This is a genomic window from Yersinia frederiksenii ATCC 33641, assembly GCF_000754805.1.
GTDB classification, from domain to species: domain Bacteria; phylum Pseudomonadota; class Gammaproteobacteria; order Enterobacterales; family Enterobacteriaceae; genus Yersinia; species Yersinia frederiksenii.
The window spans coordinates 4,661,434-4,680,301 of sequence record NZ_KN150731.1; the positions used below are offsets into that span (position 1 = coordinate 4,661,434).

Below are 18,868 nucleotides of genomic sequence, written 5' to 3' on the forward strand. Positions count from 1 at the left end.
TACATATCCTTGGTTTTTCTGGTTGGTATCGGCTCCGTTACCGGGTGGCCAACGTATTCATGAAACTGTTTAAATTTCACGGATAGTCAGGGATAAGTGATCGCATACTGAGCTGAAGCAATAACGCTCCCTGCAGTCGCGCGACCTTCTTCCGTAATATATTGTGCTGCCAGATCCTGGGATGCAGATGTCGCACCCGCGGCAAGCGTAATGCCCGGTACTGAAACACTGCCTCCAGACATGCGAATTGGCGCCCCGTTTGTATCAAGTAACTGAATGGCTACGTTTTGCGCTGTTCCTACATTGCCCAGATTACCTGCAGACGTCACATTCATCCCTTGAAAAACCGAGCTGATTTTGGTGTCTTGGATGGCAATATTGCAGCCGGTGAGATTGATGGTGAAATTGGTTTTACCGGCAACTGAATTCACTTGGTTCAGGTTGCTGGTAGAGACGGTTGGTAATAAAACAACTGGCGTGTTGGCTGTGCCATTGATATCAACCATACAAGTCTGTTCAGCCACTTCACCCTGAAACTTGATAGTATTATTTGAGGTCGCAGCCAACACCACACCCGGTAGGGCAAGTAGTACCAGCGCTATTAGAGTTTTTCCCATGTAATTCCCACTTAATTTTATGATTTATATTTTTGCAAACGAAGACCTATGGCATTCAACAAAATGAGCGATCATTAAGTCAAATATGATCATCCGTTATTTATATTGACTATTTGGTTTCAGGACGGGGGTAGTGTAAGTGTAAATAGAGGGGGGCAGAATGAGAGGCGTCTTTATTTTGCACGTGAAATTTCCCACAAAAGCTGTAGGAACTTATCCTAGAAAAGTGAAGTTTAATTATAAAGTCATTTTATTTCAATCTCTTAACTCATATTTAGTTAGCTAATTATACATTAGCGGTCAGAAATAAATCTTCAGAATTAAGCGGTAACCTCGCCAGAATATTCAGATGGGCTTTTGGTGAACCGGTATTTTAATGTCTATGCTCTAGGGGGCTATTTCCGCACGAGAGGCAATTAATTTCACTAATAATTGGTTGGTTTCAGTTAACAGTGTCAGATAATCGACGCCGTGCGCAATTGCGGCGTGCCTATTCTGTTCTTGCAGCAGAGATTCAAATTTAACGCCACTTTCCACTAATGCCTGGGCATCAATGAGTTGCACACCACCTTTAATGCGGTGTACCAAACTGGCCATCTCTCTATAAGTTTCTGCCGAAACAGTATTAGTCTCATCGGTGGTGAGGCGGGTATATAGCTGCGTCAACTTGGCAGTATCTTGTAAATTGCTTTCTAATAAGGATTGCAATAACTGCAATTCAACCTCGGCACTACCTCCTGATAGTGATTTTAGCTTATTTTTTGCGGCAATAAAGTCAGGAGATTGCTCACTCTCTGTCGTGCTCAACGCCATTTCTCGCTGAACAGTAACCTCTTGTGGATTAATCTTGTGGTCTTCCTGGGGATGAACCACACCGACATGACGGGCGATAATTTCCTGCCGCAGCAGTGTGGTACGCAATGTATCAATAGCCACGGGTTTAACCATACAATCATTCATCCCGGCCTCTCTGAAACGGCTGGCACTTTCTTCGCGTGCATCTGCGGTACAACCAATGATTATCATGTCTTTCATCATCGGACTATTGCGGATGTGAGCGGTTAGTTCGTATCCATTCATTAATGGCATATTATAATCTGTGATGACAGCATCAAAACTATAGTGCTGCAATATTTGCCAGGCTTCTGCACCATTTTCCGCACTCATAACCTGCTCGATACCAATAAAAGCCAGCTGCTGTTGAAGCAACTGACGGTTAGCGGGTAGATCATCCACGACCAGAATACGTAAATTTTTCAGCTGACTAAGTTGTGTTTCATCAGCATGTATAATGTTTGAATCTTGTGGCAAATCATCAGAAGTGGCAACCTCAAGCGGCAGAGTAATAAACAGGCTGGTACCTTTGCCGAGCTGGCTTTCTAATGTAATCTGCCCACCCATTTTATGAATCAATTGATGGCAGATCCACAACCCCAATCCTGAGCCACCGAAACGTGGTGATTTGCCCTCATTAGCCTGACTGAATGGCTGGAACAGGGTGGCTTGTGCCGCAGGAGAAATACCAATACCGGTATCAGTGATATCAATATTCATGATACCCCGTTTTTCATCCATTGGTTCCCAGGTGATATCCACCGAAACACCGCCATGCTCGGTAAATTTTAGTGCATTGCCCAATAGATTACCCATCACCTGACGTATGCGTAACATATCGGCCATCAGCAAATCGGGAATCTGGTCATCCATCCAACTGGTGAATCTTAACCTGCGTTCGTCAGCGATGGGTTGATAAATGGTGAACATCCGCTCCATTTCCTGACGGAAATCGACGACAGCGGGGTGAACACTTAATTGTCCCGCTTCAATTTTGGCAGAATCGATAATGTCATCAAGCAATAGCATTAAAGACTGGGCGGTCTTGGAAACCGTGACTAGCGTATTTTTATCGACCGGTTGCTCGTTGCGAATTTCGAGCTCAAGTAAGCCCATAATGGCATACATTGGTGTACGCAGCTCATGGCTGATAGTCGCGAGGAAAGTGCTCTTGGTGCGGTTGGCACTTTCTGCTTCAACACGTGCCGCTTCCAACTCCCGTTCGACGGTTTTGCGTTGACTGATATCCAGCCAGCCACCAAGCAGACTGCGTTCAGCATTATTTAAAGGAATAATCCACAGGAAGATATCACGCAACTCACCATTGATTTCGAGGGATAAGTCGACCATCTGTGGTTTTCTATCCAGTAATACATAGCGACAGTATTTATCTATTTCGCGATCCAGCGGACTGGTCATTGGCCAGTTGGCTTGCTCAATATTCTGATTGAGCATGTCGTTCAGTTTATCTTGATGCGCATCGGCAAAGTGGTTGTTATAAACTGCCAGTTCGCCATTTTTAGTACGAATAAATACTGCGAATGGCAATGCATTAATGATCGACTCTTGTTGCTGTAAGCGGGTATGTAATAATTTGGCCTGACGTCGCTTGTTAAATACCAGGTAACAAAGGTATAAACCGAAGACCAATAATATCCCTGAGCTTATTTTTAACGCCAACATCAGCCATTCATTCTCTGATGATCTGTCATCAAAGCTGGCGGGGTTAGGTTTGAATGTACTCCATTCGCTAATCAGATTGTCTAACTCTTCTGGCGGAATAGACTCAATCACTTTATCAATAATGGCTTTTAATTCTGGCAGGCGCGGGCTAATGCCAAATGCCATCATCAGTGGCTCTTCACCGGCCACTGCAACAGTTTTAATATTCGGTGTAAAGTTCTGGGCAGACAGATAGTTAGCGGTCATCATATTTTTGATGACGGCATCAACTTTCCCTTGTTGCAGCCAGCGTACCAAAGTCATGGTATCGGGGGCTTCAGTAAAAGTAATTTTCTGGGCTAAAAGTGGATTGCCAATTAGCCCACTGGACGTGCTGCCTGCTTGTATACCAACTCGTTTTCCTGCCAGATCGGCCACATTATTAATATCAACGCGATCTTCGCGAGTCATTATGCCCCACAAGGATTGGGCGACAGGGGAAGAATAAAGATTATTACCGTACTGGCCATTACGTACCGCTACTATCGGCAGCATATCTATTTTCCCGGCGATAAAGTTACGCACGGATTCACCCGTATCTCTGGTATAAATCGGTTTAAATTTAATGCCGGTTCGACGTGAAATAATATCGATAAGATCGACGGAGAAACCCGCCATCTCACCTGTTTGGCGATCACGGAAAATCAATGGTGCTAAATCAAGTGGGGCAACATAGCTGACCTCTGGATGACTCTGAATCCAGCTTACCTCTTGTTCTGTAAGCAGCAATTTGGCATCAATATTATAATGGTGTTTGCTACCAAACCAACGCTGTTGAATATCGCCGGTTGCGCGGGTAGGTAATAACTCTAGAATCTGATTAATGTAATCAATTAGTTTTTGATTTTTTGCTAATGCCAGGAATGTATAGGGCGCTGGGTGATAAGGAGCAAAATTGCGAATTTGCAGTGTCAGTAGCTGCAACTGATCAATTAAATAGTTGGCTGAGGTGGCATTAGCCACAAATACATCGGCATTACCATAGGCGACAGCCAGTAATCCTTGTAATTGGTTAGGGTAAGCAACAATTTTATCGGCATGATAATTAAATAAAAACTCAGGGGAGAGTGGCTCATTATTAACGATGGCCACGGTTTCTGGATGTGTACGTTTAGTTGGGTCCCAATTTTTGGTGCGTACTTCGACATGCCGGTTAGTGAAGAAAGCATGGGAAGTAATCAATCCCGGTTGCGCAGGCATTGGTGTACCCGCCATTAAATCAATCTGACCATTTTCTAATGCATTTAATACCAAGCCATAATCACAATAACCAAACATTTGGAACGAAATTTGGCTGGCATCACTAATGATTTTCAAGTAATCCGCCACGATCCCTTCAATGGAATTATCATCGCGGTTGACTACAAAAGGGGTATTAGCATCAATAACCACACCCACTTTCACGGTTCGTCTGCTTGACTGGCGAGTGTCAGTGGATGGGGTAAGTAATAAGTCTTCACTGTAACTATTTGCAATGCTGTGTAACGTTAACGGCTGGCCTGTATCACATCCCTGACGACCTGTTACCAAGGCAGCATTAAGCTGTCCGCTAAGTAATAGCAAACAGCACAGTAGAATGCGTAAAGAAAACCAACTACGTAAAGATAACCCAGTACGCCATAAATCAGATTTGGCTGAACTACACCAAATTATGGGTATGCGCATAATCAGCCAGTTCAATTACAGAGCTTAGTCCTAATTTGGTTAGGATTCGCGTTTTATAGGTACTGACCGTTTTGTTACTGATAAACATTTCGTCGGCGATCTGTTTATTCGACAAGCCATTCACCAAATAACGCAAAACATTAATTTCTCGCTCTGACAACAAACGAGCCCGATTGACAGGATCATGGCTTGAAGGTTGGCCCGCTAATTGGGTCAAAGTTTCAGATGGGAAGAAAGAATACCCACGTAATACGTTCTGTGCGGCAAAAAGAATTTCACTAATATCTTTATTTTTACTAATGAAGCCGTTAGCACCGGCCTGTAACGCCCGCACAGCAAAAACTTGCTCATTCTTGGCTGACAAGAATAATGATTTACCGGTAAAACCACGTTGTTGCAGTTTTTTCAGTAATGAGAAACCATCAAAGTTAGGTAACTCAATATCGATAATAACCAGATCAACAGGATTATTTTTTAATGTTTCTAACGCTTCACTGCCATCAACTGATTCATAAATAGTTGAGAATTCGCTGCTTTGCGATAGCAATGCACGAATGGCGACACGAATTGCCGGGTGGTCATCAACTATCATCACTGATTTTGTCATGTTATCTCCGTAAACCGTTATATCTTGGGATTCGCAGAGTTTATTCACTGCTCCTCGCTCGCACCGATCGACTTCAAATGATTACCCAAGACGAGATAAACAAGAACCGCTACTGCCGATGCCCAAAGTACTATTTCGGTGATTTTAATCTCTAATTATAGATTATCAAGAAAAGATTCTTGCTTATGTATAGACCACTTAACCAGATTTATCCTATAAGATTTATATTGCTTAGTGATTTGATTATAAACGAATTAGGAATTTTTTTATTAAAATTAGAATAGATTATTCAGAAAAAAGATTAGAAATAGTTAAGTTATAATTCTAAATGTAAATATATCCGATTTTTCAGATCTATACGTAGGAAACTTCTCCTGCCTAGTGCATGGATTATTCCGGTATAAATATCAGGGAGATAGAGATTGATTTGATAATGATTTACTCAACAATAAACGGATGGAAATTAATAATATTGCATTAAGAATCATAATACAACTGCAAAACGTGGCATGCTAACAAACGCAAAAAACCCGCTTAGTTGCCTAAGCGAGTTTTTCTAATTTGGCTCCTCTGACTGGACTCGAACCAGTGACATACGGATTAACAGTCCGCCGTTCTACCGACTGAACTACAGAGGAATCGTGTGAACGAGGCGAATAATAGCGGGGTATGGGGAACATGTCAAAGGGGAAACAGTAAATTTGGATTTGTTTGCTTACACTTTGTGCAACTTATTGAGTTTTTTGGTTTTTAGCTTAACATTTGCCCGAAAAAATAGGGATTTTCACTCTGAGCAGGCGAGCAGCGATGAGAATGCGCTGCTCGCCTGAGTGCTTACTGTGGTGTATCTGTCAGTACAAACATGCCGTACGGATGAATTTGCAGGTAATAGCTATCGCCTGGCGCAGGTTGCAGTTGTGTGGCGTTCACTTGCAGTAATAATGATTGCCCCTGCCAATCCACCAAGACTTCATATTGTGGGCCCATATAGGCCACTTTACTAATGGTGCATCGTTGGCTCGGCTCACCTTGATGGCTCAGGGTAATGGCCTCTGGCCGTACACCGACTGTCGATTGTTGGTAACCTGCCGCAAATCCTTGCGGCCTGGGGATGTGATAACCAAAGATTTCCACATTATCACTGTTGATTTTTGCTGGGAAGACGTTGGCATCTCCCATAAAACTGGCCATAAAATGAGACGCTGGTTGGCGATATAATGTCTGCGGCGCACCAATTTGCATGATTTTGCCTTTATTCATCACCAGCACGGTATCAGAAACGGCAAAGGCTTCACTTTGGTCGTGGGTCACATACAGCGAAGTAATATTAAACTGCTGCTGCAATTCACGAATTTTATCGCGCATACTGCGGCGCAAGTTGGCATCCAGGTTACTGAGTGGTTCATCAAAAAGTAGCACTTTAGGTTTAAGAATTAATGCTCTTGCCAGTGCTACGCGCTGCTGTTGACCACCAGAAATCTGATCAACAAAACGGTCAGCAAACCCCTCTAAATCGACCAGCGACAGGGCTTCTTGCACGCGTTCGCGAATTTCATCTTTAGGACGCCCCAACATCTTCAGGCCATAACCAATGTTTTCGCCGAGCGACATATGTGGGAATAAGGCATAGGACTGAAATACCATACAGATATCACGATGCTGGATGGATCTATCAGTAACATCTTCACCATCAATAAAGATGTGTCCGCTGCTGGGTTTCTCTAACCCGGCAACCAGCCGCAATACCGTAGTTTTCCCGCAACCTGATGGCCCAAGCAGAGTCACCATTTCCCCTTTGGGAATGGCCAAATTTAACTCATCAATGACGGTATTGGTGCCAAAACGCTTGGTTATATGCTTGAGTTCGACAAAATGTTTTTTATCAGCCCCGTTATCTTTATTAGAACCCTGTTTTTCTACAGACTCATGATTTTCTACAGACATAGTATTCAGCCTTATCAGTGCGCCGTTATTGGGCATTACTGGCTTTCGAGCGGGCAATACGCGCTTCGCCGACCAGATAGTCAAATAGGAAGATAATGGCAAGCATCACCACAATCAGAATTGAGCCATAAGCAATCGCAATACCGTATTCACCGTCTTCGACCCGATTAAGGATGTAAGAGGTGGCGACACGGGTGTCTGGCGTCACCAGGAAAACAATGGCGCTGACGGTGGTCATGGCCCGCACGAAGCTGTAAATCAGTGCCGATAAAATCGCTGGACGTAGTAAGGGCAGCAAAATATAAATTACGGTTCGCAGCGAACCGGCTCGTAAGCTCAGCGAGGCTTCATCGAGCGATTTATCTAATTGCCCCAGCCCGGCAATGCCGGCACGTATTCCCACTGGCACATTGCGCATCACCATAGAGATAATCACGATGGCAGCCGTACCCGTCAGGTAGACCGGAGCACTGTTAAAGGCGAGAATATAGGAGACACCGGCCACCGTTCCGGGGACCGCGAAACACAGCATCGTGCTGAATTCGATGGTTTTTTTACCGCGAAATTGCTGGCGCACCACAATATAGGCAATCAGCAAACCAAAGGCGGCGGTGATAGGGGCGGCAATCCCGGCATAGAGTAGGGTATCAAGCAGTGAAGGCCATGCGCCGTCACTGAACCCTTGCCCGAATAGCTGGTTAAAGTTATTCAGTGTCAGGGTGTAATCGACTCCCCAGTTGACGGTGAAGCTGCCGTAGAAAATGCTGCCGTACAGCAACACGTTAAAGGCAATCCACACATATAGCATGGCGGTGGTCCCCCACACTAATGAGACCGGTAATGGTTGGACATCGCCGCGTGAGGATTTTCCGGAAATGGTGACGTAGGAGCGTTTACCTATCCACATATACTGGATGCAGAAGATAAACAGCGAGAACATCAGCAAAATGACACCTAAGGTAGATGCTGCCGGATAATCAAGCTGTGCGCCCGTAATATAGAAGTAGATTTGCGTAGCGAGCACATCAAAGTTCCCGCCCAATACCAACGGGTTACTAAAATCAGCCAGCGATTGCACGATAACTATCAAGAATGAGTTAGCCAGCGCCGGTTTTAGCAGCGGCAGGAACACTTGCATAAAGGTCTGCCAGCGACTGGCGCGCAAGGTATAAGAGGCTTCTTCCAATGATGGGTGGATCGTTTTTATCGCGCCATCGAGGATCATAAATGACATTGGCGTAAAGGCCAGAACCTGTGCCAGCCAGATCCCTGTAAAACCATACAGCCAGTTCGTGTTTGTTAGGCCAAACCAAGTGACCATTAATTCGGTGACATAACCGGATCGGCCCATCATCAGAGTGACGCCCAGCCCGACAACAAAAGGCGGGGTGACGATAGGTAGAATCGAGAAGATTCGCCCCAGTAACGCCGAGCGTTTGGCAATTCTAGTGGTGTAAATCGCCAGCACCATGCCGAAGAAAGTACAGCCAATCCCTACGGCAACCGACAATAGGAACGAGTTCCAGATAACTTGCAGAATATGTGCCTGTCCGAGGATGGCCATAAATTGCCATGGCGCAAAAGCACCACTTTCATCGGTAAATACCGGAATAAAAATAGCAATGCTGGGAAACAGGATAAAAACGGTGATCAGCGCAATAATGGTGACCAACGACCCGAGAACAAAACGGTCGCCGCCCAGCCATTCAAGGCGCGCTAATGCCAGTGTTATCACTGCGCCCAAAGCAATAAATAGCCCGATAGTGGCAAATCCCAGCCCACGACCCAACCAGGCTGAGGTGATCACCACGAATAAGGCGCAGCACAGGGCATAGCCCGCATCAAATAAATGGCGAGCACGGTGTTCACGACTTTGTGGAGACAGAGGTCTGAAAAGCAGCACTAATGGCAGGGTAAACCATAAAGTGCTGATGTTTAGCCCAGACCAGCCATAAGCGGCTAACAGCTCAGAACGGCTCGCTTCAAGCAAGCCGTAATCCAGGCTGAAAGCGGGTAATAAGGCAAAAGCAGCCACGGCAAAAGCCAGCCAAAAGAAGATAGCATCCCGTGTCTGCGGGAGCCGCAGAGTATGTGTCATGGTGTTCCCTAGATAACCACCCTTTGTCTTTGGCGCTACAGCATTGTTACTAACCTTGCTGCAGCGCCAATGACCTTGGGTAGAGAAGTGGTCGATAAGTTATTAATATTTATACTTGGCGGTTATTGACCCATCTTGACGTCATTGACCCACTTGGTGATCAGCTTCTTACGCATTTCGGTGGCACCATAAGTGTCCATGTCGTAGTTAATCAGCTTCAGATCTTCAAGCTTGAGTGAGTTAGGGGAGGTTGCTGCGGTGGTATTGGTCAGAATCTGGTAAGACTGGCCTTTCTGCCATGCCAGTTCTTGGGCATCTTTTGACAGCACCCAGTCAACGAATAACTTGGCATTATCCAAATTACGCGCGCCTTTCAGAATGCTGACGCCACCAATTTCATAACCAGAACCTTCACAAGGTGAAATCAGTTTTAGTGGTGCGCCTTTCTCTTTCTCTAGCGAATAGTCGTGCAGGAAGCCAATGCCGATAGTGGTTTCACCACGGGCAGCGTTACGGGCAGGGGCGATGCCGGATTTAGTGTATTGCGATACGTTGGCATTAAGTTTTTTCAGGTAGTCAAAGGCGGCATCTTCGCCCCACAGCTGTGAGAAGGTTGCCAGCGCAGTGTAAGCGGTACCGGAACTTTGCGGATCGGCAATCTGAATTTCACCTTTGTAGACCGGGTTGGTCAGGTCTTTCCAGCACTTGGGTTCTGGCAAACCTTTTTCTTTTAGACGGTCAGTATTGACCCCCATGCCCAGAATGCCGATATAAACCGCCGAGGAGTAATTGCCTTTGCGTTTAGCCGGATCACGGAATTGCGGCATGATTTGCGCCAGATTAGGCGACTGGTAAGGATAGAGCAAATCCATTTCACCGGCCTGGGATTGTGGATCCAGAGTGCCGCCATACCAGACATCTGCCTGTGGGTTCTTTTTCTCAGCATCCACTTTGGCCAGTGTGCTGCCGGAGCCATTACGGATAAAGCTGGTTTTGACATCATATTTTTCGCCGAATGCTTTGGCTTCTTCTTCACACATCGCATTGGTCGCACTGCAATAAATCACTAAACGGCCTTCCGCTTTGGCGACGGTGGTAAAGGCGCTCAGTGTGAGGCCCGCAGCAATCAATACACAGAGTGGTGCAAGTTTCATAACATTATCCTTTTTATACCCTGATGCCCCCAGAATCGAGTCACAAACAGAGCTGTAGTGGTAGTAGAGAGGTATTTTTATCCCCTTGGTACTTGAAACTGCAGGGGGTGACTTGCGAGCCACTTATCTGCAACTTCAATGACTTTGGGTCTCGTTTTTACTTGCTGGAATAAATCTCTTTCCTGTCGGTTCGAACCCTAATCGATTAATACCGGTCATCAGTAGCGGCATTAATAACAATCCTACACAGGCGGCTGCCAGCGTTAGCAGTGCAAAAAAACCTTGCCAGCCATAATGTTGCAATACTTGTGCTAAAGGCCATCCGGCTAAAGCTGCACCGAGATAGGCAAATAAGCCTAGAAACCCAGTGACTGTGCCGGCGGCATCTTTATGGGTATATTCGGTGGCCGCCAAGCCAATCAACATTTGTGGTCCAAAGACAAAAAAACCGATACTGAAAAATGTTACTGAGAGCAGCGGATAGTTATGCACCGGCGCTAGCCACAAAGCGGTCATGGTCAGAAATAAACCGAGTGCGAATAACAAAATCATCGGTGCACGCTGACCGCGAAACAGTAGATCTGAACCCCATCCGGCAAACAGTGCGCCAAATAATCCCCCCAACTCAAACAGCGATAAAGTGGCATTGGCGCTGAGTAAATTGACGCCATGACTTTCTGCCAGCCAGATATTGCCCCAGTCGTTGAGGGCGATGCGGATCAGATAGATCAGCACATAAGAGACCCCCAGTAGCCAGATGGTGCGGTTGCGCAAAATAGCATCGCGAAAAATGCGCCCCATCGGCATCGGTGGGCTTTGCTGCTCTTGCCACTGGTCCTGCGGGTCACGCCGCCATTGGCCGATAGTCGGCAAACCTTGCTGCTGCGGCTTATCACACAGTTGCCAGCACAACCAAATACCTAAAACGATGCCAATCGCACCGGGGACCAACAACGCAGCCTGCCAACCATAATGTGAGGCCAGAAAAGCGGATAGCAGGGGAACCGCGGCCCCACCGATGCTGATGGACGTGTTCCAACAGCCCCACCAACTGCCACGTTCATTGCGCGAATACCATGTGCTGAGCAACTTGGCACAAGGCGGCCATCCCCACCCTTGAAAGAACCCATTAAGTGTCCAAACCACCAACAAGGCGGGCAGGGAGTGGCATAAGGTAAAAACGATATTTAGCACCCCGGTCATCATCAGGCCGATGCCCATGATCCAGCGGGCTTGGGTGCGGTCACTGACAATACCGGAAACAAATTTGGAGCCGCCGTAGGCCAGATAAAACAGCGTACCCAGTAAGCCGATATCCCCTTTATCTAAGCCCAATTCCAGTTGCATCACCGGCATGGCGTAGTTGACACTTTTGCGTGTCAGATAAAAGGCGGCATATCCCATCACCATGGCAGCCATCAGGCGCGGTCGCCAGTAGCGATAACGCGCATTCACCTGTTCCGGCGTCAAAGGCTCAGGGGGTAAAGTCTTCGACGACAAGGACGATGCTGGCATAGATTTCTCCGGTAATTGAAATGAGTGTAAGGAAGGCAAAAGTAAAAGAGATGAGACAAGGTTGTAGACGACTAGGAATAATGCTTATTTATGAGGGCTTTTGATGCAGTTCTGTGGACAGGCTCACAGAGTCATTAGTCCGAACATGGGTCGGCAGGTTCACGACCACGCGGGTGCCCAAACGGCGTTGTAAAAGCCAGTCACCGCCGAGTGCTCGCACTCGCTCTTCAATTCCGCGTAGGCCAAACCCGCCACCGGGTGATTGTGCGGCGATCCCCGTGCCGTCATCACGTACATCCAGGGTAATAATATTGTCGGTTTGACGCAGACTGACTTGAACATTGCGGGCATTAGCATGTTTATTGATGTTATTGAGTAACTCTTGCACCAGACGATAGAGGGTAAAGATCACTACATCTTCAGCGGGGGTCGGTGGCAGAGCATAGTCCAACTGGAAGTTAATCCCTTGCTCAGCAAAAGCAAACTCTTCCGCCAGATGGTGTAGCGCCTGATCCAGTGGCATCTCATCCAGCACCGGTGGGCGCAGTTGACGTAATAATTGACGAGTCGTTTGGTGAATACGTTGTGACAGACTGCTAATTTGATTGGCGGCTGACTGCGCTGCCGGAGAGGGCGCACTGCGGTTAACCAGCATCGCCTGAATTTGGATGGCAGTGATATTCTGACCTATTTCATCGTGTAACTCGCGGGCAATCTCTTTACGGACATCTTCTTCGGTATGCACCAATCTTTTCATTAACTTGCGACGAGTTTGTAACTCTTGTTCCAACTGATTGCGATAGCGGTGCAGGTGTTGCGCGAGTTGCTGCTGACGGCTAATGGCTATCCCCAGTGTCATTCCCAGTAATGCTTGAGTCGAGAGGAACAACTCCAGTTCGGCCAGATCATGAAATGCACCACTGGCCTGCCGGGTTACAGTGATCATCAGGCTACCTAAGACTGCCGCTAAAACCCCACCTTGCCAGCCGAATTTGTAGGCCATAAACACATTAGGCAGGAAGACAAAAATCAGTAGCAGACGCTCCATATTGGGGGCTATGGTCATTTGTACACAAACCCCAATGGCGAAAATCAGCGAGCACCACACCAGCAGCGATGTGCGCAACGGTGGGTCAGGCATCTGCTGAGAAAACAGGTTTCGGATATGTTGCTGCTTTAAATATTCGTAGATTAGATAAGTAAAGGGCACCAGCAGAATGCCACCGGTAAAGGTGGCCAGCAGTGTTTGAGTTAGCGGCAAAGGTAGCCAAAAGCCCAGTACCAGCCCGTGCAGCAGGCTGTTGGCGGTGACGGCGGTAAGCAGTAATAACAACCGCTGCCAATAAAGTGTGTAGTGATGCCAAAAATGCTGGGTCAATCCGGCGGGGAGTAGACTCAGTAAAGGGGACAACATAATCCATGCGGTGGGTTGCAATGCTTCACTGTGAAGCCACCATAATGCTGCGCACTCGGTCAACAATAATACCGACCAATAGCGGCGTGGTAGCAGAATCATCAAAGCCAGTCGCAGACCTTGTGGCAAGAGCAGCACGGCGTGCAAACCATCATCACTGAGGTAAAAGCTGATAGTCCAGAGTGCCAACCAACTCAGGGAGAAGAAGATCACCAAAAACAGCGACAGCCCTACTGAGCGCAGTTGCCACATCAGTTACCTGCCAATAACTGGTGTTGCAGAGCGAAATGCACTAGCTCGACGGTGGTTTCGCAATTCAATTTACCCAGAATATTGGCGCGATGGACATGGACAGTTTTATGGCTGAGAAAGAGTTGCTCGGCAATGGATTTGACACTGATTCCATTGATCAGTAGTTGGAAAACTTCTTTTTCCCGTGGTGTGAGAACGGCCAGTTGTTGCGGTTGTTGTGGCATGTGGCGCAATGCCCGCAGAGCATCGGCACACAGATAAAAGCCGCCACCACTGACAGTACGGAGTGCTTGTACCAATTCATCCGGGCCACAACGTTTGGTCAGATAGCCACTGGCACCTGCATCCATCGCGCTTTGTACAAATGCGGTGGTGTCATAGATGCTCAGAATTATGGCGCGGAAATGGGGGATTTTCTGGCGCAGACGTTTGAGCAAACTTAATCCACTTTCGTCTGGCATTGAAATATCCATGACGGCGACATGCACATCAATATTGGGCAAATCGGCCCAAGCCTCAGCCGCTGAACCATATTCGCCAACAATACGAATATCTTTTTCCAGCGATAACAACTGCGCAAAACCCGAGCGGACGACAATATGGTCATCTATCAATGCGACGTTAATCATGATTCTTCATTATTGCGGAACACAGTCTGCATGATGCTCATCAATCATTAGCGTGGCAATAATTGTTATCAGAAATGTAAGAGGCTTAACATATGCAAGATAAATCCGACCAAGGAATAGGCATTTGTTACTGAAAAATGTGGCGCTCCACAGGAGGGTGTGGAGCGCCGGTGGTGGGGGATTGAGCTATTACAGCGGTTTTTTGCTGCGATAAATACGTTGTGGGCGACCAACCTTGCCATAAATAATCTCGGCTTGCAGGGCTTGATTAGCGGCGCAGAACTCCAGATAACGGCGGGCGGTAGTCCGGCTTAATCCGAGTGCTTGTGCAACATTTTCCGCGGTGTACTCATCGGCATTATTACTGAATAGAGTCTGGATTTTGTCCAGCGTCATTTGGTCAATCCCCAATGGCAATGTCACTTTCTGCTCGCCACGGGCATAGGTGTTATACATTTCATCAATTTGGCGCTGATTGACCTTAGTACCGTCCTGCAACACTTGATGGCGGTGACTGTAGCGGGCTAATGACTGTTCTAGCCGCTCATAAGCCACCGGTTTTATCAGGTAATCAAAAACCCCATAACGAATCGCTTCTGATACGGTTTCGCTATCACTGGCCGCAGTGACGAAAATAATGCCACCAGAAAACCCCTGTAGCGTCAATTCACGTAATAATTACAAACCTCTTCCATCCGGCAGATAGTTATCCAGCAGAATCAAATCAGGATGAAAACGAGCCACCATACTGCGGGCTTGTTGCAAATTACCCGCCAGCCAAACTTCACGGCAATAACTGCTCTGCTTGATGAATTCTGCGTGCATTTCTGCCAGTGGAGTTTCGTCTTCTACCACTAAAATATTAAGCCATTCCATAGGATCTCCCCGTCTTTGAGATCAATGCGTCTTCGGAATAAAGACTGTAAATAAGGTGCCGCGCGGCGGATTCTCTTCTATCGTAATGGTGCCGCCACTTTGCTGAACATAAGTCGCGACCAAATACAGGCCAATACCATGATCATCGGAATTTTTGGAACTGATACCGCGTTCGAACAAACTGTCCTGTAGTTGCGGGTCAATACCGCAACCATGGTCAGCGACCTCTAAAATTAGGTCATCGCCCTCATCAGACAGGTAAATTTCAACCTGCTTATCACCCTCTGGGTTTTTCAAGCTGGCTTCAAAAGCATTATCCAGCAAGTTTCCCATAATGGCGGCCAATTCATTTTCGCCAATATTGGGCGGCAGATTAGCTAACTGGCAACCCGGAACAAAGTTTAACGTCAACCCTAACTCCCGTGCCCGGTGGTATTTACCAAACAGTAACGCCGCAATCTGTCGGTTATTGAAGGCAGTACGTAACATATCAATCAGCGCCTGATGGGAGGATGACTCGGTTTTTACCATCTCTAAAGCCCGGTCAAACTCTTTCATCTGCAATAAGCCACTCATGGTCGACATCCAATTCAAATGCTCGTGGCGTACTGTGCGCAGATTCTCGACATATTGCTTAATCTGACTGAGTTGAGCACTGAGAGTATGGATATCATCCTGACTACGGAAACTCACCACCCAGCCTTGAAACACTCCCTCCTCTGACCAAATACCGGCACGGTTAGCGATGGCATTCAAGCCATTGAAAGTACAAAGTTCATCTTGGCGATTATCACCGGCTTGATCGTGAAAGAAATGGTCAGGAGAAACCACTTCACTAACTTTTCGACCAATCAACTGCTGTGGCGTGGCAGATATGTGCAGCATTTTACGCGCATTTTGATTGATTGCAGTGATCCTTCCCTCAGGATCTACGGCTAATAGCCCTTCAAATACCGCCCCGAACAGAGCCTCTTGCTGGCGTAAAACTCGGGCTATCTCTTTAGGTTCCATCCCCATCATTTGGCGGCGAATATGGTTGGCAAATTGCCATGACAGCAGCAGTAATACCGCCAGAACAATGAGAAAAGAGTGGGTGAGTGGCAGGAGGTAAACCAGTCGCCAGTGGTCTATTTTGCTGATCAGATAACCCAGAGAAACCACCCCGATAATTTTTCCCTGTTCATCACGAATTGGGGTTTTGGCGCGCATAGCTTCACCCATCGAGCCTTTGCCGAAAATAATATAGCTCTCACCGCGTTCCAACGCACCGGGCTTAGTCCACTGCATCGGGTAACCAATCTTCTCCGGATTAGGGTGATAAAGGCGAATCGACTGGGTGTCACCTATCACGAGGTAATCAAGATCTGAGGTATTGCCGAGCTTGCCGACAATGTTTGCCAACTGGGCTTTATCACGATGTTTCACGGCATTGACTACAGAATCCATCGACGCAATTATTTTGGCCTGATTCATTGCGGTCTTACTGACTTGATCCAGCAGGTATTGTTCAAAATTGTGGCTGAGAAACCGATCCAATGCCCCGGTCAACAGGATTGAAACAGTTAATAGCAGGAGGAATATACGTAGCGGGAAGGCCATATTTTTCAATCGGCTCCATATTCGGCCACGCCATGTTAATTTTCCTACTGTGCAAGGAATCGACAAGCTACTCACCTTAATTAACAAATATCCTTCGTTCTTGAGGTTGCAGATTTGCTGACTGTCTATCTGTAGCCCTAAATTTTCGAGATATTAGAATCTATGGCATTAACATAAGTTAATTTAAGAAATAATTAAATAGCTAAGAGAAATAAAAATACATATTAATAATTAAGAAAATTAAAACCATTAAATAACTTATATTTACTCTCTTATATGTGAAATAGGTCAATTAACCGCGCTATTTTTATGTTTAGCATGTGCTCGCTATTTAATTAAAATTAAAAATCAGTCTGTTTTGATTTATTTTAAATTGTTGTTTTTATGTGAATATTTTATTTAAAGAGTCTGTTTTTATTTATTTTATTCTCAATATTTTAACTTGTTCTTTATTTGTTATGTAAACGTTATGGTAGAGAGTGAATTATGGACACGGTATTTAATCGAATTAATCGTTCAGACCACCAACAGATTGCAGAAATAACGCGATTCTTGCGGGCTAATGATCTGAATATAGATACCACTGTTGAGGTGTTTATTACCGTAAGCCGTAATGAGACGCTTGTAGCTTGTGGGGGTATTGCCGGAAATATTATCAAATGTGTGGCAATTAGCGAGCAAGTCAGAGGTGAAGGGTTGGCATTAACACTGGCAACAGAGTTGGTCAATTTGGCTTACGAACGTCATCACAGCCACCTGTTTATTTATACCAAAACTAGAAATGAAAGCTTATTTAAAGCCTGTGGCTTTTATCCTATCGCAAGTGTCCCCGGTATTGTGGTGCTGATGGAAAATAGTGACTGCCGCTTGCAGCGCTATGCCAAACAATTGAGTCAATTACGCCAGCCAGGACAAAAAATTGGCAGCATCGTAATGAATGCCAATCCATTTACCCGCGGACACCAATATTTAGTTCGCCAGGCTGCGGCACAGTGTGATTGGTTACATCTATTTTTGGTGAAAGAAGATAATTCCCGTTTTCCTTATGAAGACCGGCTGCAATTAGTCCTTGAGGGCACACAAGATATCACTAATCTCACCGTGCACCCCGGTTCGGAATATATGATTTCTCGAGCCACCTTCCCGTGTTATTTCATTAAAGATCAAGGCGTGGCAGACGACTGCTATACCGAAATTGACTTAAAAATATTCCGCCAATATTTGGCTCCGGCACTAGGGGTGACTCACCGTTTTGTTGGTACCGAACCATTTTGTACTGTGACCGCCAAATATAACCGCGACATGGGCTTCTGGTTAGAAACGCCGTCATTGCCATATCCGCCAATTTTACTGGTAGAGATTGAGCGCCTTAAATACCACAACACCGCAATTTCCGCCTCTTGGGTACGCAAATTATTGGCGCAGGGGGACGGTGAAACCATTCGTAAATTAGTCCCGCCTGCCACTTGCCACTATCTACAGCGGTTGTTGGCACAACGTGCACAAAAAACGGTGAGTGCGGAGAAGCTCGGCACACCAGCAAAGAATCCAGCCCTGTTTTAGTCGACTAAAGCAGGGCGCAAAGATAGGGACTGATACGTAAGTCAGCAACCACGAAATTGAAGACAAGTTAATCAGGTGAAAAATGAAAATTATCAGAGAGGCCGTCGCTGGAACGCTGGAGTCAAGCGACGTCATGGTGCGAATTGCGCCATTGAATCCACCCGAAGTAGACCTGCAAATTCACAGCAGTGTGGATAAGCAGTTTGGTGAAGCCATTCGATACAGCGTATTGGCGTTACTGGAACAGTATCGGGTTAGCGGAGTGCAACTGATTATTGACGATAAAGGTGCACTGGATTGCGTTTTGCAAGCTCGGTTAGAGACTGCTCTGCTCAGGGCCTGTGATGAAAAAATTCTGCCATGGAGAGCTTCACTGTGA

12 protein-coding genes, 1 tRNA gene and 1 pseudogene are annotated in these 18,868 nt (G+C 46.3%); 2 read left to right on the forward strand and 12 right to left on the reverse strand.

The window, feature by feature from the left end:
* Window positions 1-86: 86 nt before the first annotated feature.
* From DJ58_RS01335 to dpiB, 12 genes and pseudogenes are all read right to left on the reverse strand, one after another.
* Complete coding sequence (locus tag DJ58_RS01335; RefSeq protein WP_004710313.1) at window positions 87-617, reverse strand: fimbrial protein; 531 nt, start codon at window positions 615-617, stop codon at window positions 87-89.
* 387 nt (window positions 618-1,004) lie between these two features.
* Window positions 1,005-4,838, reverse strand: coding sequence for a response regulator (locus tag DJ58_RS01330; RefSeq protein ID WP_080544650.1), 3,834 nt, complete (start codon window positions 4,836-4,838; stop codon window positions 1,005-1,007).
* A complete protein-coding gene (locus DJ58_RS01325; protein WP_004710318.1) occupies window positions 4,813-5,445 on the reverse strand; it encodes a response regulator transcription factor in 633 nt (210 codons plus the stop codon). Before DJ58_RS01325 ends, DJ58_RS01330 begins: the two co-directional genes overlap by 26 nt.
* 562 nt (window positions 5,446-6,007) lie before the next feature.
* Window positions 6,008-6,083, reverse strand: a tRNA-Asn gene (locus tag DJ58_RS01320).
* 196 nt (window positions 6,084-6,279) lie between these two features.
* On the reverse strand, window positions 6,280-7,389 hold the full coding sequence (gene fbpC, locus DJ58_RS01315; RefSeq protein ID WP_004710319.1) for a ferric ABC transporter ATP-binding protein: 1,110 nt from the start codon (window positions 7,387-7,389) through the stop codon (window positions 6,280-6,282).
* A 25-nt stretch (window positions 7,390-7,414) separates the two neighbouring features.
* Window positions 7,415-9,487 carry an ABC transporter permease gene (locus DJ58_RS01310; RefSeq protein WP_004710322.1) on the reverse strand — a complete coding sequence of 691 codons (2,073 nt, stop codon included), beginning with the start codon at window positions 9,485-9,487 and terminating at the stop codon, window positions 7,415-7,417.
* A gap of 122 nt (window positions 9,488-9,609) precedes the next feature.
* Window positions 9,610-10,641 carry an ABC transporter substrate-binding protein gene (locus DJ58_RS01305; protein WP_004710324.1) on the reverse strand — a complete coding sequence of 344 codons (1,032 nt, stop codon included), beginning with the start codon at window positions 10,639-10,641 and terminating at the stop codon, window positions 9,610-9,612.
* A 135-nt stretch (window positions 10,642-10,776) separates the two neighbouring features.
* Window positions 10,777-12,156 (reverse strand): MFS transporter family glucose-6-phosphate receptor UhpC, encoded by a 1,380-nt coding sequence (gene uhpC / locus DJ58_RS01300; RefSeq protein ID WP_032911425.1) that lies wholly within the window; start codon window positions 12,154-12,156, stop codon window positions 10,777-10,779.
* Window positions 12,157-12,244: 88 nt separating this feature from the next.
* Window positions 12,245-13,822 carry an MASE1 domain-containing sensor histidine kinase gene (locus DJ58_RS01295; protein WP_004710328.1) on the reverse strand — a complete coding sequence of 526 codons (1,578 nt, stop codon included), beginning with the start codon at window positions 13,820-13,822 and terminating at the stop codon, window positions 12,245-12,247.
* Complete coding sequence (locus DJ58_RS01290; RefSeq protein WP_032911427.1) at window positions 13,822-14,451, reverse strand: response regulator transcription factor; 630 nt, start codon at window positions 14,449-14,451, stop codon at window positions 13,822-13,824. The genes DJ58_RS01295 and DJ58_RS01290 overlap by 1 nt, the downstream gene beginning before the upstream one ends.
* Before the next feature lie 189 nt (window positions 14,452-14,640).
* Window positions 14,641-15,327: pseudogene (gene dpiA, locus DJ58_RS0122045) on the reverse strand (two-component response regulator DpiA).
* A gap of 21 nt (window positions 15,328-15,348) precedes the next feature.
* The gene (dpiB, locus tag DJ58_RS01285; RefSeq protein WP_425273833.1) at window positions 15,349-16,992 is read right to left on the reverse strand and encodes a sensor histidine kinase DpiB; all 1,644 of its coding nucleotides are present in this window, start codon (window positions 16,990-16,992) and stop codon (window positions 15,349-15,351) included.
* A gap of 420 nt (window positions 16,993-17,412) precedes the next feature.
* Here dpiB and citC point away from each other — a divergent pair, with 420 nt between their 5' ends.
* On the forward strand, window positions 17,413-18,489 hold the full coding sequence (citC, locus tag DJ58_RS01280) for a [citrate (pro-3S)-lyase] ligase (protein ID WP_004710336.1): 1,077 nt from the start codon (window positions 17,413-17,415) through the stop codon (window positions 18,487-18,489).
* Between the two features lie 82 nt (window positions 18,490-18,571).
* The gene (gene citD, locus DJ58_RS01275; RefSeq protein ID WP_004710338.1) at window positions 18,572-18,868 is read left to right on the forward strand and encodes a citrate lyase acyl carrier protein; all 297 of its coding nucleotides are present in this window, start codon (window positions 18,572-18,574) and stop codon (window positions 18,866-18,868) included.